The 14952-nt window shown below is 35.6% G+C and carries 14 protein-coding genes; 2 read left to right on the forward strand and 12 right to left on the reverse strand.

Translation table 11 applies throughout. The annotated features are described in order from the left end of the window. Window positions 1–93 precede the first annotated feature (93 nt). Window positions 94–5574 carry a PBECR4 domain-containing protein gene (locus tag ADH52_RS06245; RefSeq protein ID WP_049510598.1) on the reverse strand — a complete coding sequence of 1827 codons (5481 nt, stop codon included), beginning with the start codon at window positions 5572–5574 and terminating at the stop codon, window positions 94–96. Window positions 5575–5585: 11 nt separating this feature from the next. Beyond that, a complete protein-coding gene (locus tag ADH52_RS06250; protein ID WP_006155102.1) occupies window positions 5586–5846 on the reverse strand; it encodes a hypothetical protein in 261 nt (86 codons plus the stop codon). 183 nt (window positions 5847–6029) lie between these two features. Here ADH52_RS06250 and ADH52_RS06255 point away from each other — a divergent pair, with 183 nt between their 5' ends. Continuing rightward, a complete protein-coding gene (locus tag ADH52_RS06255; RefSeq protein ID WP_049510599.1) occupies window positions 6030–6767 on the forward strand; it encodes a DUF3553 domain-containing protein in 738 nt (245 codons plus the stop codon). A 152-nt stretch (window positions 6768–6919) separates the two neighbouring features. Continuing rightward, window positions 6920–7471 (forward strand): anti-CRISPR protein AcrIIA6, encoded by a 552-nt coding sequence (acrIIA6, locus tag ADH52_RS06260; protein ID WP_009730740.1) that lies wholly within the window; start codon window positions 6920–6922, stop codon window positions 7469–7471. Window positions 7472–7611: 140 nt separating this feature from the next. Here the strand turns inward: acrIIA6 and mobP2 are convergent, their stop codons facing one another. The 10 genes from mobP2 to ADH52_RS06310 form a co-directional block, all read right to left on the reverse strand. Beyond that, window positions 7612–9981 carry a MobP2 family relaxase gene (gene mobP2, locus ADH52_RS06265; RefSeq protein WP_049510600.1) on the reverse strand — a complete coding sequence of 790 codons (2370 nt, stop codon included), beginning with the start codon at window positions 9979–9981 and terminating at the stop codon, window positions 7612–7614. Window positions 9982–9999: 18 nt separating this feature from the next. Further along, a complete protein-coding gene (locus tag ADH52_RS06270; RefSeq protein ID WP_000227716.1) occupies window positions 10000–10560 on the reverse strand; it encodes a hypothetical protein in 561 nt (186 codons plus the stop codon). A gap of 10 nt (window positions 10561–10570) precedes the next feature. Then, window positions 10571–11020 (reverse strand): hypothetical protein, encoded by a 450-nt coding sequence (locus ADH52_RS06275; RefSeq protein ID WP_049510601.1) that lies wholly within the window; start codon window positions 11018–11020, stop codon window positions 10571–10573. Window positions 11021–11030: 10 nt separating this feature from the next. Next, window positions 11031–11819 carry a DNA/RNA non-specific endonuclease gene (locus ADH52_RS06280; protein WP_049510602.1) on the reverse strand — a complete coding sequence of 263 codons (789 nt, stop codon included), beginning with the start codon at window positions 11817–11819 and terminating at the stop codon, window positions 11031–11033. Window positions 11820–11821: 2 nt separating this feature from the next. Then, window positions 11822–12169 carry a hypothetical protein gene (locus ADH52_RS06285; RefSeq protein WP_049510603.1) on the reverse strand — a complete coding sequence of 116 codons (348 nt, stop codon included), beginning with the start codon at window positions 12167–12169 and terminating at the stop codon, window positions 11822–11824. Beyond that, on the reverse strand, window positions 12162–12497 hold the full coding sequence (locus ADH52_RS06290; RefSeq protein ID WP_049510604.1) for a hypothetical protein: 336 nt from the start codon (window positions 12495–12497) through the stop codon (window positions 12162–12164). The genes ADH52_RS06285 and ADH52_RS06290 overlap by 8 nt, the downstream gene beginning before the upstream one ends. Window positions 12498–12901: 404 nt before the next feature. Then, window positions 12902–13189 carry a hypothetical protein gene (locus ADH52_RS06295; protein ID WP_049510605.1) on the reverse strand — a complete coding sequence of 96 codons (288 nt, stop codon included), beginning with the start codon at window positions 13187–13189 and terminating at the stop codon, window positions 12902–12904. A 33-nt stretch (window positions 13190–13222) separates the two neighbouring features. Beyond that, window positions 13223–13579: a hypothetical protein gene (locus ADH52_RS06300; RefSeq protein WP_049510606.1), complete on the reverse strand. Its 357-nt coding sequence runs from the start codon at window positions 13577–13579 to the stop codon at window positions 13223–13225. A 120-nt stretch (window positions 13580–13699) separates the two neighbouring features. After that, window positions 13700–14527: a hypothetical protein gene (locus ADH52_RS06305; protein WP_049510607.1), complete on the reverse strand. Its 828-nt coding sequence runs from the start codon at window positions 14525–14527 to the stop codon at window positions 13700–13702. A 208-nt stretch (window positions 14528–14735) separates the two neighbouring features. Beyond that, window positions 14736–14939, reverse strand: coding sequence for a hypothetical protein (locus tag ADH52_RS06310; RefSeq protein WP_049510608.1), 204 nt, complete (start codon window positions 14937–14939; stop codon window positions 14736–14738). Window positions 14940–14952: the final 13 nt, after the last annotated feature.

A 14952-nucleotide genomic window follows, 5' to 3' on the forward strand; every position in this document is an offset into this window, starting at 1 on the left:
TTGACACAGAGTAGAACGAGTTCATATCAAAGAACAACACAAAAAGTTATATAACTTTTTACACAAAAAAGAGGCTCACAAAGAGCACTCTTTCTATACTTTAAGCCCCTTCTTTAGGCTTTGGATAAAATTTTGATTTTGTCCCACCTGTCTATTCAACTGATAAGGCTTTGTATGTTGTTCAACACTTTTTACAATCTTAGATACTGTTCCATGAATCCGTTTCATAGATTGCGCTAGTTGTTGATCGTCAAGAGAGGTCAAATTATCAGTCCAAATTGCCATATAGCGAATGGCTTTTTCAGAGGTATCTAACCCAAAATGATTAGAAACGAGATAACTTGTCATCTCAGCTTCAAGTTCTCTACGATCTTTTGAGACATCTTCCTTATACGAGTTAGCAAATTTAGGGTTATGTAGACTAGCATGCGCCAACTCGTGAATAGTAGTTGCAACGACTTCTCCAGGAGTATTATCTGGGTTCAAAAGTATCTTTTGTTCATCTGGATAAAAAGATCCTTTCGCACTTCTCAACTCTTTTGCATCGTCTTGATAGATTGTTACTCCAATATTCTTAGCATAGTCTGAAAGTCCTTCAAGCACCTCTTTTGTACGAATATGATCCATATTAAAGTTATAGTGACGATTTGGCATCGCTTTTGGATAAAATTCAGGCTTCAAGGTTGTTTGGGACAACTCAAATACTTTATACGTAGCGAATTTAGTTAAGCCTGTGTTTGAATCTCTTTCTTGGAAGAAGCGAGATTTCAATTTTCCTTCTTTCTTTAGAGCCTTTTCTTCAGGTGTCGCTTCAGAAAGTCTTTTATATTTTGGATTGCCTTTTCCATTTTTTACCTGGTTCCCATTTTCATCCAGTACAGGAATCATTTCAACCATCATAGGTCTAAACAAGGTAATATGTGATTTTTCTCCTGTCTTAACCGAAAGATTGTTATGGATAACTTCTCTTGTTCGACCTGTTTTTTTATTGGTATAGGTATTTCTAGTTTCAAATACCTGATCTGAAGTAATTCCAAGAACTTCCCCCATCGATTGCCATTGATTATAGGTTGCGACTGCACTTGCTCCTGGCCACTGTTCCTGAATCAAAGCGACATTTCTAGGAGAAAGTTCTGGAAACTTACTCATAAAATTCAGATACTCTTCTAACCGTTCTGGTGTTTCTGTGTACTCTCTCACTTTTTGAAAAGCAACTTCACTCAATTCATGAGGTGTTAAAGTCGCATAATCAATACTACTTGAGTTTACTTCAGGGATCTCCAAATCCGAAATAGGTTCCTCTTTCAGAATCTCCTCTACACGCTGAAGTAAATTAGTTTTAGTTTCTTGCTTAGAAGATTGAAAAGCTACTGTTTCTCTTGTATCAGGAGTTTGACCTGCTACTTCTTCTGTCAATCGAGCCGATTCATTTGCTTCCTGAGAAATTTCCTTATTCACCTCTCTATTTTCCAGCTGAGAAAGAATTTCTTCATCCATCGATGCTAGTACAGATTGACCGTTGAGTCGACGATATCCTAATCCTAGCATTTGTGAAATTGGTGTAGTCTCATCTCCAATATCATATCGAATTCCCTCTTTGATCATTTTACCCCCTGGAGCATAAACATCAAACTTAATTTTGGTAGGAGGGATGTAACCTTCAGTATTGCCTGCTGTTACTTGTTTCATTCCTTCTTGATGAATTGGATAAAAGTCCTGATTGGCCTTGTATAGCTCTTTAGCAAAGTCTTGATAAGATATAAGCTCTGTCTCTTTAAACGGCAATTTCGGGCCATCTGGGCGCTCCTCAGCCCATTGAAGGCGTACATGGTAGTTCTCCTTATAGATATGATCTTGTTTCCACTCTTTATAAAAGTCTGAATTTGTATCCAGGAGATTATCTTCTCCAGCTGCAGCAACAATCTGATCAAATTTATCATTGTGTTGCTTTGCATAGTCAAGATACTGATTCCAGGCTTGATGAAATTCTTTTGGAGTTTTTGAAAGGTCACCTGGAACACCTAAATTATAGACAGTATCTAAGACTTGAGTAAACGTAGCCGAATCAAGTAGGGGGCTATTCAGTGTGTTCTCTAGCATTGTTTGTTCAATTTCTTTAGAAACTTCTTCAAACTGCTTATTCTTCAAAACTGATAGCATTTCTGCACCATTGTCTTTAACATATTCCTCATTAATTGACAGTTGCTCAATGTGACCATCTCTTTCTCTATAGACACCGAGAATGATCTTTTCATCCAACAATTTAACACTAGTTGCAAGCTCTCCTTTGAGTTTCATAAGAGAGGCTGGAATTTTTTCATCTCCGATATCTTTAAACAGTAGTAAGAAATCTTCATCTTTTGCTTTAATAGCTTCACTCATATTGAGATTGTGAAGTTTTTCAACACTGCTCAAATCATCCAGAACAAAGGATTGTGGCTCTAAAATATCCTGAAGCATTGGAAGAACCTGCAATTTATCCTTAATTGAATTACTAATCAACATACCGTCATAATGACCTCGACCAGCCGCAAAATCTTCTAAGAAATCAGCAGCACCTTTTCCTTCTTCAAAAGGTCTAATCCCTGAAAGATGGATAAAGTTTTCTTTTTGGAAAGTTACTTGAAGAACATTCTCTTCTCCATGATCCGCATAAACAAAACTTATTTTACTGCCAGCCATTTCACTTAAATACCAGGACGCTGTACTTTGAATGGAGGGCGCATATTGGTTCAAACGTCTTAAATCGGCAGGTGTAATTGGGTGATAATTCCCCACTCGCCGTTGCACTTTATCATAATTTGTGCTAAAATGAAGGTACGGATAGGATGATGTCGGGTGACTGGTAACAGTTTGCTCAAAGGTGCTTGTTTCAAGTACAGGTGTGGGACTGCCTTCAGCTTCGAGCTGTAAAGACCCCGTGCCACCACTGGTCCTATCAATCAAGCGCTCCTGACTTTGTTCAGGGGCTTTTTCTTTTTCTTCTGAAGCTTCCATTATCTTAATGGACTGAGTATCAAGACGTGACATCAGGTTATCCAACAATTTACGGTTTAAAACCACTTCTCCCTCTTGTTCTTCCAGATAGTGGTACAGTGTATTTGGTGTTGTCACAAAACCATAGGTAAAGTCTCTTTTACCCGATTCAATCAATGGATACTCCAGCATTCGCTCAATCGATTGTGATAGATTATCAAGGGTTCTTTCACCAAAATAGACGCCAAAACTGTCACTTGAAAGGCTTTCTATCTGCTTGTTAGTATTGTAGGCTGCTATTGCAAGTTCACCAATAAATCGGGTTGAAATATCTACTCCCAAAGTTCTCTGATGAGGTTTCAATGCTTGATACAAGGAATCTTGCTCAGGAGTCCCTTTTTTCTTGTATAAATCAGTCGTTTGATCATCAAGAGAGGTCAAAAGTGAATGAATAGGAGACAACACTTCCATTCGTTTAGCGTTGAGGTATTTAATAGGATGGCTATTTCCTAACTTCGCAAAGACATCATATAGATAGAAATCTGGGGCAAATTCAATTGATAATTCTCCAGATTGAATCCGATTATTTAAACTCTTTGTTAATGCTTCGTTTTCCTGTTTTACCTCTTCATAGCTCATCAATCTCACAGCATTCTCCTCTGTATTGACAATAGATTCTTGATTTTCTGGAGTTTGTTTTTCTTCAACCATCTCATCTATACTAGTCGGATCAATGACGACTGTTTTTTTATTTTCTATCGAAAACGTGAGATTGTCCCAATTTTTTTCTAACCACCCTGCTTCGCCTTGATTTTTTTCAACAGGCTCTGGTTGTGGTGAGATTGTTTTTTCCTGATTCGAGGGCGTTAATCCTACATTTTCTTGCCCTTGTTTGGCAAGTAATTCATCCACCTTCAGTCTTTCCTCATCTGTTTTCGGATGATACTTAGTTTGTGAAGATAATTGAAACTCTCCTTCTTCAGTCAACTCCAGGGCAACTCTTCGTAACCCTTTTACAAAATACGTATTTGGTTGTTTTTGCCACTGGTTCACTAGCCCCTCATCAATTAAGGCTTGAGTTGCTGGTTGAATGCTCGTTTTACCCATTTGTTCAGATATGGCTTCAAGTCTAGTCAACTCTTCTTGATAGCGTTTGAGAGTAGCTTTGGTAAAGAACGACTCCCCACGTTTAGCTTTTTCTAACTCTTCACGGATTCTAGGTATATTTTGAACACTCATCTCCAGACCACTTCCCTGACGATTCAACCCCATTTCTTTCAAATGTTGTTGGTGCTCCAGGCGCTCTACTCGCTCTTCCTGTTGCCTAATCTCATCCATCTTTGAGAAGACTTGATCTTCTATTTGTTCTTGCTTACGTTTAAAGCTAGCACCTCCTCGCTTATCATTCATGGGTTGCCCATTTGTTAGCGCTTGGTGAGAATAAGCCCTTGAAATAGCCTCGTCTTGTTCACCCCTTAGTCGTTCCAATTTTCGACGTGCCTGGGCAAGACGACTGTTGTCAGGCTTTTCTTCCTGTTGATTCTTTAGAACATCATTCCAGTCCGTTTTATCTTGTCCTGGTTTTAGTTCTGGTAGATCTGAATTGATAACAGCTCCTTTTGCCTCCAATTCTTGAATGAATGTTCTACCTGCTTCATCATTATCTAAAGCTAGAGTAATCAAATCCGCATTTTTCCCATCTTCAAAAAAGTGATGATCAATAGCTACTTGAAGTCCGTCCGCTAATTGTTCAGGTGTCCATCTTAGCGGTTTTCCTGATATTTCAGCTTGAATTTGAGATAGATGACGGCCTATAGTTGATTCTTTCAAACCATCCATAGAAACTAATCTGACGTCCTGAAGACTATCTTTGTGCAATTCATAGTAGGACATTAAATCAATTGGACTCTCAGTAAAAATCAATCGTTTTGGACTGCCAATATCAACATGAATACCTGTCATAGGATCGGAGTTTTTCATAATCACTTTAGCATATCCATGTTTTGGCCACTTCTCCCAATTCTCCTGTATTCCTTGTAAAGAGGCTCCAACAACTTCACCTGAAGAAGAAAGGGACTTGAAGACAATAACTGGCTCAATCGCATTTGTTGTAACTCCATCATTGCCTTCCGCAAAGTAGTCAAGTTTGGCGTTAGCTTGGGCTAAAACACCCTGTTCCAAAAAATAATCAATCGTTTCGTCTGATAGCCCACGTTGATTCCGTAGATAATCTCTTCCAGCTGAAAACGGCTGCTCATATTTTTCAAGATAGTATTTAAAATCTTCTTGAGCTCTTTCAACCATTTGAAACTCTTTAAAATTTCCATCATTTAAAAAATCTACAGATTGGTTAAAATCCACTTCCTTTATCGTTTCAACTAAAGAAATCGCATCTCCTCCTGTATTTCTGGAGAACCATTTCCATAAATTCTTATCAGGCGATATAACTAGGCTATCATGTTCTTTCCATCGATAGTCTCGTCCAGATCGAACCAGCTCCATCTGGAGCTCGTTTGCAACATCCAAAATATCTCTAGAACGTGCAAATTCAACACGTTCTCTACGAGTTTTCCCACGTCTTGATTCTTGTTCTGTCATATAAAATCTCCTTAAAATCCTTCATACTGTGGTTTATACGGCTCTTTCTCTGCTTGTAGAAACGTTTCTGGATCTAAGTGAACCAATTCCCCTACTGAAAAAGATTCAAATAGCTCAGAATTTTCCTTAAAATCTAGAACCATTTCTAAATCAGAATTTCTTCCTTGACCCTCAAAATGCACTTGCTTGTTATCGGCATTCATTGCCGTAATTAACCATTCGGCTGAAAAATCAAAGTCTTCAACTGCGACATCTGGAAATAATAGCTTCATTTTTCTTCTCCTTTCTCTTTTTATCCTTCTATTCTATTCAATAACCAAAAAATCCCAGTTAAAGGGACAATATAATTCCATTTTTCAGGATAATTTTGCTCAAATAAATTAAAAAATAATAACAAAAGCTTGACTACTGCACTGGAATGCGGTATAATTAATAGTGTAAGGAGGTAATGAAAATTGAATAAAGCAGATTTTAACAAAATTCAAGAATTACTAAAGACTGTAACAGCTTATAAAATTTCTAAAGCTACTGGAATTGGTGACACTACAATCAGCAGATGGGTTACAGGAAAAACACCAATCGAAAAAATGAGTTTAGAAAATGCTATCAAATTGACAAATTATGCGGAGGAGCTAGAAATGAAAAACGCAAAACAACTACTTGAAGAAATTAAAAATAACGATGTAGCGTATGCTATTGTAAACGAAGATGGGGCAGTTTATTGCAATCTTGGTACAAGTAATATCATGGATATTTATGGTATTAATGGCGAAGATGGCCATTTCTACGGTGTTTATGGTGACGCAGTTGGTGGGCAGCTTGATAGTCGCAACGTCCCTGATGACGTTATTTTAAAAGCTATTAAACTAATGCTAGGGCTTGGCGAACCTGTAAAACGTTCAGAATTGTCTATGGGGTCAGATTTCAAACAGACATTTGTAGATGGATATTTTGAGGCAGTCGAATTGATGAAACAGTCTGGTCTTCTTCAGCCTCAGGAAGAAAATGAGAAAGTCAAAGAATGGATTGAGTCTCACAAGGACGTTATAGGTTCAACAGTTAAACACCCATCATTTGGAACTGGTAAAGTAACCGAAATCAAAGACAACACTATCACCATTGATTTTGTAGACCAAGGGAAAAAATCTCTAGCACTTGAGGCAGTCGTAGAAAGCAACCTCTTAAAATTTTGATCAACCGGCTTAAATGCTGGTTTTTTCATTCAATAATCTTACTTTTTTAAACACTTTTAAATAAAAAGTTTAAATCTCTTTGAGTTTTTTGTTGACAAACTATCTTTTATGATATATAATATACTTGTATGATAAATAAAGGAGAAATAAAAATGGAAATCAACAACGACATCAAAGACTTAATTTTGGAATATGTAGGACGATACTTCAGATATGAAAATGATTTCTATAAATTACCAGGTATCAAGTTCACTGATGCCAACTGGCAGAGATTCAAGAGTGGTGAGACCTCTATCGAGAAGATGGGCGCTGCAAGAGTGAATGCAATGCTTGATCGCTTATTTGAAGATTTTGAACTGGCTATGATTGGCAAGGCTCAAAATAGTTACTATCTAAATAATTCTCTTAAAATGAACATGACATTTCACGCTTACTATGACCAGTTCAAGAAACAACAACTTCTAAAATGGCTTGAGAATAGTAGAGAGGACATCATCGGTGGTGCAGGTCGCATATATACTGCTGATGGGAATTGGATATGTAGTGCTTATTTAAAAGTGGCCTTAGAGAGTAGCAGTCTAGGAGATGGGTCATATATGCTTCAAATGCGATTCAAGAACTATTCTCGTGACCCAAGACCAATACCTGCAGGGCGTCAAAATCGACTTGAATGGATTGAGAAGAACTTGGAGAATATCCGATGAGAGAGAAGAAGCTACGAAAATGCGCCGTGAAGCGGAAGTGAGATATGGCTACAAATAAAACCGTTTCTTATACAACATTCCATTCGTACAGCAAAAGCCGTGATTTTTCACGGCTTTTATTTGGCTCCAAACACCTCCCTTTATATACTGTGTCCTTTTTCCTCCAGTTCTTGTTTCTCATCGCTTCTCTCACGTTCCATAAGGGCTTTTTTATTTGCACGTTGAGCCCTTTGAAGAGAATTGGTCAGGTTCCTCATGAAATCTGTATTGATGATTGCTTTACCTTGGGATTGTTGGATATTTTTTCTTTGCAGGACCTTTCTTTCTTGCATTTTCTGTGAAACAGCTTGGGCTAACTGACTTTTCTGATTACTTTCTTCCTCCGGCAATAATTTTTGATAGAGTGATTTGAGCTCAGAAAATCCTTTCGCATTCTCCTGTTTTAATTTTTGAACAGTAGTTTGATCAGTCGTTTGTGAAATTTCCTTGTTTCGACTGTAGATCTGATGCTTCAGCTGAAAAATGGAGATATGTGTCTGTAACTCTTCTATGTAGCTATCTTTCGTAATGGGATAGCCCTTTAGAATGGTCAAAACTCCTTCATCTTGAAGAGGTTGGATTGTAGCTAATTCTCCCTTCAAACGTTTAATAGGAGCTTGAATTGTCAATAAATCAGCCTTCTCTACTGAAAATGAAACACTATCTTCAAACTGGTTAGCAAGAGAACTTCTCAGAGATTGATCTGCTTCACTCAGTTTATAATTTGGAGTCAGCTGCAATTCAGTCAGCTGCAGTCTTTGAAGAATCTCCTTCTTTTTTAATTCAACAAATGGCTTATCCGTTTCAAGTGGTTGTATTTGATCAAAAAGAGTTTTACGAACTAATAAACTACTTTGTTTTTCTTCCAATAAACTCAATTTTAAAGCATAGCGGAATGTTCCTAACTCCTGGCGTTCTTTCAATGATCGATCGCTTTTCTTTTTGGCCGCTTCTACAAGATCTTTCAAATCAGCTGAAGAAAATAGCGATAAGTCCCTTAAGCTAAGTTGCTTCTGTAGTAAGTCTTCTTTCATCTGACTCACATCATAAACTAATTCCGTAACAAATTCAGGTTTACCCAAACCTGTTCCGTGTTTATCATAAGCAGCATAGACTGGTTTTGTGATTTCAAGAGGTTTCGCCCCATCTTTTAGATCATAACCCAGTTTTTTCCAGGCATCTAGTGTTTTGATAACACTTGCATTGGGATCCTGGGCTAAAATTAATTTTTGATTCTTTACTGAGAAATTGGCCAAATTTTTTTCCAGCCGAACGTCAGCTATTTCAGGAGCATTCTCACGGAATAGATGCAAGATCTTATTTGCTAGTCGTTCTCTCAACTCCTTCTCTCGATTCGCTATTAATTGCTGCAGATGATAGCCTGCAGCCTCCTGCTGTGTTTTTTCAAAACGACCATCAACTTTTCGAATCTTTTCGTAGGTTGTTTTTTTTTCAGCTGAATAAGCTCCTCTATAAGTTTCTAGGAAGTCCTTCGTTTCTTTCAGAAATTCTTGATAGAGCTCTTTCCCATCATTTTCTAAATAGGAATCCAGATAGCGGTCGATGAAGAATTTACTGACTGCAAAATCTCTTGCATTTGATCCATAACGCCATTTTTTATCCATTGGCAAATGGTTGTAAGCCTGCTCCAAAAAATTTTTTTCAGCCGAAGAACGAACCTTCTGATCTCTAAACACAGAATTGATCAACTCACTTCTGATATTGGCCAAGATTTGTTCTCGTCGAACAATCATTCCTCTAGTCTGTTCATTCAACAGACCATGAAAAACATCACTTTTAAAACGCTCAATGGTTTTCTGGGAAAAGTTACCTCTATATTCCATTCGTCCACGTGGCCGATAGAAAAATTTATCTCTTGCAGATTCAACTTCAGATAATCCAAAATGCACATGAATATTATCCGTGTTCAAGTGAATGTTAGCCCACCAAAATGATGAGTCGGATAATCCTTCTTTTTCAATCAATCTTGGCAATGCTTCACGTATGACCGACTTGATGGCTTGCTGATCAACTTTCCCAGTTTCCAGATCATATAATCCCTCCTTGGCCAAAAAATCATTATCAAAAGAGATAACACCCTGCCATAGAAGAGAGCCATTTTGATAAGCTTGCTCTAACTTACTTTTCAATTCAGTTACTTTGCTACGTTGCAAGTAATTGGCTTCTTTTGTAAAAATCGCTGTCATCTCTTCATTTTGATTTTCAGTAGCATAAGAACGATTCATATAATCGATGTACTCCTGGAAATTAAGTTTTGTTTCTGGGACTTCAGCTTGGATTTTTTGTATTTCATCTTCAGTTAGAGACTCAATATTTTGTCTGTGTGTTTCTAAATTTAATTCATTATCAACCTCGACAGCTTCGTCTCTATTGGTGTAGTCTACAAACCCACTATTTGCTTCTGTATATTGCAGCATGAAGGTAATACTTGGACTAGAAGACACGTTCATTATTTTCCTCTCTTTGAATTAAAATAGTCCATTTTTTCTTAAAAGAGCATAGTCTTTTAATAACGGTTGTAATTCTTCAGGTTCAACTTGAAAATCATTGATCCATCGTCCTGATTGAGAAATATGTAATTCTTTTTGTTCTTCAATAAATTGCATGGGAATCAATAAGATATTTGGTTCTTCTAACTCTGAACCACTTTCTCGTTCTAAAAAGGCGACAATAAAATCTTGATTTCCTTTTGTCCTCAATTGCCAGTGATGAGAGTTCCCGTTTTTCCTTTTGTACAATGAGCTGTATTTTACATCAATCGTTAGACCGTCTAGCCAAAAATCATATACTGGATTATTTTTCTTAAAATACTTATTCGCATCCGTTGCATCTGGAACATACTTTTGAAAAAGCTCCTCGGCCATTCCCCCGAGCTTAGCTGTCCTAGAACCATACTGAATTTTATCTTGAATTTTAAGGCAGCCACTCTTTATTAATTTCAAATGAGCTATATGAGTAGGCAGCCCTGACTGTTTCACCGCTTCATGAAAATCTCCTGTTTCTAAATATATTTCAACAATATCTACCATTTACTGTACCTCAATGAGAATGTTTGATAGTTTGACCACGTGCAATATCTTCTTGAATGACATCGTTGATTCTTGCCATCAATTCATGCTGTGTAGGATCCAATCGTGAATGAATAGATTCCAATTCTTGAACATCAAAATCATCTTTCGTAATAGCATGAAAGTTGGTTAGCGTTAGATAGAGAATTTGATCAAGTTGACGATGAATTGCCTTGTTATCATTTCCAGAATCAAAGGCATCCCCCAAATTTTTTTCCAGCTGAGTCAGTCGCTCATAGAAATTTTTTCCTTCTCCTAATTCAATAAAAAGTTTATAAAAAACTTCAATCAAAGTGACAAGCGCTGCTGAATTATTTCGATACTGTTTCTGCAAAGCAGACGATTCTTTCAAGTAGGATTTTATTTCCTTAAATTTTTCATGTGTTTCTTCGCTAAAATATAAGCTAAGTCTTGGATTCATTTTTCCCTCCTCAATTTTTCTGAGATGATCCTGTCAAATAATTGATTTTATATCCTGGTTGAATATTAAAGATATATACATCAAATGAGATCTCATCATCTTCAATACTCTGTGCTTCCATACGAACTCCTCTAGCAACTAATTCCACATTTCTAAAAATGGGAGTTACTCGATAGCGAACATGGTGGTTCGTATTTTTTATGTAGTTAGCAATTTTATTTTCATAGTAAACCATTGATGATTGTTCATCTTCAAAATTTGCATTTAAAGCACGTGTACCTGTAAATAAATTTTTAGCATTCGCATTCTCTCCACTTAATTGAAAACCGATTAAGTGAGAACGGTTATATAAATAATCTTCTTTCCCGTTGAAAATTATTTTTTTATTTTTCCATCCTGTTGGTGTGATAGACGAAATAGATTCTCTATCTTCAGTTGGCATCAAATCTTTTCCCAACATCGCTTCAGCAATTCCTACACGATTTAAAAAATCTAGATCAGAATATTTTTCCCAGCTGCCATTTTCTAAACTCAATTCGCTTTTTGTAAATTGTGATTTTTCATTGACAACAATCACCTGATTTTTTCCATCATACTCCTTCGATTTCAAATCATCATTTTTCAGAGTAGGATTCAAATTTGAGTCGGAATTTTTTTCTTCAGCTGAATCGGCTATGTTCAATTGAGTCGGAATATCATTTTGTGTCAAGCCAGATTTGATAGCATTAAAATTGTTAGGTTGTACGATAAAGATTGCAAGAAAAATAAGAATGATGAACAGAGATTTATTCTTCTTCATTTTTAAACACCACCTGACCGTCGTTCAGCTTCAAGCGCAGATACATCATCCATAAAATGTAACCAATTTGTAGTTAGATCATTTACAATATCTTGTTTAACATTTAAAGCTGAAAGAGAAATTTCATTCTTCAACATCAAATCTAAAATCTGACTTTGTTGTTTTTTGATGACAGATAATGTTTCCGCAAATTGGTTATTGTACAAATTCAATCCGTCATTCATTACGATATTTTGAACTTGCGATAACATAAACTCATTAAAGCTTGGATAGTTATATTTTTTGGAAATATCTCGAAGTTGTTCAAACATATCATCAGGTATATTTCTGATTTTGATTTCTTTAGGCATCACTTTCCACCTCTCCTTCATACTCTAACCAACGTGAAATATGATCGCCATAACGATTCATTTTTTTTTCAAATTCAGATAGTATCCTGGTCTGTTTTTTCATTTGTTCCAGAACATGGTCAGAAGCTAATTTCATATTTTCCAAATGAGCAACATATAAATCTTGAGCACGATTAAATTTTCCGTATTCAATTTTTTCACGACAGATTGAGAGCAGAAAATCATTAAATGACTTAGCTTTATTTTTTTCTGCGAGTGCTTTTAGATAATTAATTTCATCATCAGTAAGCCCTCTAATCTCAATTCGATTTTGTTTTATATTTGCCATTATTTCAAATTTTCCTTTCTAAAAAACAGCGCCCTTCTTTTTTCTTTTGTCGAAGCAAAAGCCAAAAGAAGCAAAAAAGAAAACTTCAACCTCGCAACATCACGAACCGACACGGTTCTATTTTTGCGGTTTTTCAACACACTAACACACACAGAGGGACTAAGGTCCTTTTTAGGTGTGTTGTGTTAGAAAAGAGCATAAGGGAAACTGTCCCCACGAAGCGTGTGGAGTTGATAGTATCAACGTTTCCGGTACCGGTAATTTTCTCGGTTTCACCTACTTACACACACATGCTATACTTACCTTTACACACTTTATAGGTGTTATACTTACACTGTTTTTCTTATTTACATACTTTTACTTACACTGTTTTTGACTTCATTTAGAAGTTCAAAACTCAAAAATTAAGACTGATTTTCAGCTGGAAAGCTTCCTTCTTCACGATTTTTCTTCGCTGCTAAACGTTGTTCTTTTTCATCTTCTTTGATGAGGTTTAATTCCATTTTTAACTCTTCAAAAATTGATTCATACGACTGATTTTTATTTTTCTTCAGTTGAATTTGAACATAAATTTTACCAATTTGTTTTTGAAGATTCTCTTCTGCTTCTTTACGTTCCTGTTCCAAAAGGGCAACTCTTTTCTTTGCCTCTTCTAGTTGATTATCAATTTTTTTTAAATCATTTTTAGCCATGATTACTTCTCCTTTTTTCTAATTTCGTATTTCTTAATTCCTTAATTTATTTCCTGCAAAGCTGGTAATTTTTTCTTTTATAATTTGGAAGTTGCTCCACAAATCGCCATCTAATTTCTTCAAATCAATCACATAAACTTCATGATCATTTTTCTTGATGGTTAGTGTGAAAGAACGTTCATCAATTTTAATTTCCTTTAGAACGAGGTACATTGAAGAAAACATTTCTCCTTTATACCCTGGATTACTATGATAGGTTATTCCATATTCATCAATATCCAGCACAACCCATTTCTGTTTTCTAATCAAACCTTTTGTACTTGTGAATACAGCACGATGCTTTCTAACTGGCTGATTTTCCTTTGGTGCTAATTTAAGTTGTTCTTTCATTTTTCTGCCTTTCTTTTTTTGATTGATTCTATTATAAGAGATAACTGAAAAAAATTTTTTAAAGGGACAATCATAAAAAATAAATCCCCTTAATTCAAAAATTAAGGAGATTTTTGACTACTATTTGTTGGTAAACACGAACTCGGCTTTCATAGAAAATGCATCCTTTTTACTTACATCAAATTGAATCAGCCAGAAAGAAAAATCATGTTTTTTCCCAAACGGGAAGACATAAAATACTGGATGATACAATTCTTCAATATCCACAAATTCTCTTTCAAGAGGAGCTTCAGAACCATTCCATGCTTTTCTATAATAGGAAATACCTGTCCGTTTTTCTCTATTCAAAAAACTTAATTCTACAATATCTTGATAATCCTTTTTCACTGCTCGCTGATTAATCGTAATCATTCGTTGGTTTGCATCACCTTCATCAGCATCTATAAAAAGATTGATTTTAGGAGGTAACTTATCTTTTAATTTTCGGATTCCAAGGTAGTCCTTATTTAAGATATTTTTGAACAGATAACGCTGAAAAAGTTTTGCTTGAAACCACTTCATGAAATAATAAATACCGATACTAAAGATTAGGGCTAAAAGCCAGAACGATGATTCGTTTTCTTGTATTGGTTTTTCTAATGCAGCTGTAAAAATGATGGCAAGTACAATATTTCTTATAAACATCTTTATAATCTGCATTTCAGCCCCTAAACGTAACTTCGTAAAAGGCGCACATAAAATAATCAAACACATCATTGATCCAAAAATCTTTGGATCAACCTCAAGTATTACGGAAACTTCTTTTATAAGAACAGCGCCTGTAACCATTACAAAAAATAAATATTGCCATTTAAAGGCTTGTCTAATAAGCCAATTCACTCCACAAATTGCAGATAATTTATATCCCAATTTATCAGTTTCTTTTACCATTTTAATTAAATTTTTCATTTTATTTTACCTCACTTTAATTCATTTCTACAGTTTCAATAGAGTTTGAAAATTCAAATGTTCCATCTTTAACAGTTTCTTTTTTCTTGTCCAAAGACTCCAATTTAGCCTTCAGCTTTTCAATATTCTTTCTCCTTTTTCTAATTTCGTATTTCTTAATCCCTTAATTTATTTCCTGCAAAGCTGGTAATTTTTTTCTTACTCATAGCTAAACACCCACAAATAAATCAAAAAAACTCCATTTTGTTATAAGCATAGTAAGAAGTAGTATAACTAAAAGCGAAGCAAACACTAAACCTACACAAAATGCAGACTCTTCTTCTGAACTAATAACTTCAGTTTTTAAAACTTTCTGCGCCAACAAACTACCAACAGCTTTTTTCTCCACATTTTTCTTTTTCTTTGATTTCATTTTATTTCTCTTT

It is taken from the genome of Streptococcus pseudopneumoniae, assembly GCF_001072665.1.
Classification (GTDB): Bacteria; Bacillota; Bacilli; order Lactobacillales; family Streptococcaceae; genus Streptococcus; species Streptococcus pseudopneumoniae_S.

What these genes read in the sequence shown, in the direction of transcription:
- ADH52_RS06300 (WP_049510606.1), bottom strand. Translation starts at nt 13,579, where the DNA reads ATGAAAGAACAACTTAAATTAGCACCAAAGGAAAATCAGCCAGTTAGA.
- ADH52_RS06250 (WP_006155102.1), bottom strand. Translation starts at nt 5,846, where the DNA reads ATGAAGCTATTATTTCCAGATGTCGCAGTTGAAGACTTTGATTTTTCA.
- ADH52_RS06275 (WP_049510601.1), bottom strand. Translation starts at nt 11,020, where the DNA reads ATGAATCCAAGACTTAGCTTATATTTTAGCGAAGAAACACATGAAAAA.
- ADH52_RS06280 (WP_049510602.1), bottom strand. Translation starts at nt 11,819, where the DNA reads ATGAAGAAGAATAAATCTCTGTTCATCATTCTTATTTTTCTTGCAATC.
- ADH52_RS06310 (WP_049510608.1), bottom strand. Translation starts at nt 14,939, where the DNA reads ATGAAATCAAAGAAAAAGAAAAATGTGGAGAAAAAAGCTGTTGGTAGT.
- ADH52_RS06245 (WP_049510598.1), bottom strand. Translation starts at nt 5,574, where the DNA reads ATGACAGAACAAGAATCAAGACGTGGGAAAACTCGTAGAGAACGTGTT.
- ADH52_RS06290 (WP_049510604.1), bottom strand. Translation starts at nt 12,497, where the DNA reads ATGGCAAATATAAAACAAAATCGAATTGAGATTAGAGGGCTTACTGAT.
- ADH52_RS06285 (WP_049510603.1), bottom strand. Translation starts at nt 12,169, where the DNA reads ATGCCTAAAGAAATCAAAATCAGAAATATACCTGATGATATGTTTGAA.
- ADH52_RS06295 (WP_049510605.1), bottom strand. Translation starts at nt 13,189, where the DNA reads ATGGCTAAAAATGATTTAAAAAAAATTGATAATCAACTAGAAGAGGCA.
- mobP2 (WP_049510600.1), bottom strand. Translation starts at nt 9,981, where the DNA reads ATGAACGTGTCTTCTAGTCCAAGTATTACCTTCATGCTGCAATATACA.
- ADH52_RS06305 (WP_049510607.1), bottom strand. Translation starts at nt 14,527, where the DNA reads ATGAAAAATTTAATTAAAATGGTAAAAGAAACTGATAAATTGGGATAT.
- acrIIA6 (WP_009730740.1), top strand. Translation starts at nt 6,920, where the DNA reads ATGGAAATCAACAACGACATCAAAGACTTAATTTTGGAATATGTAGGA.
- ADH52_RS06270 (WP_000227716.1), bottom strand. Translation starts at nt 10,560, where the DNA reads ATGGTAGATATTGTTGAAATATATTTAGAAACAGGAGATTTTCATGAA.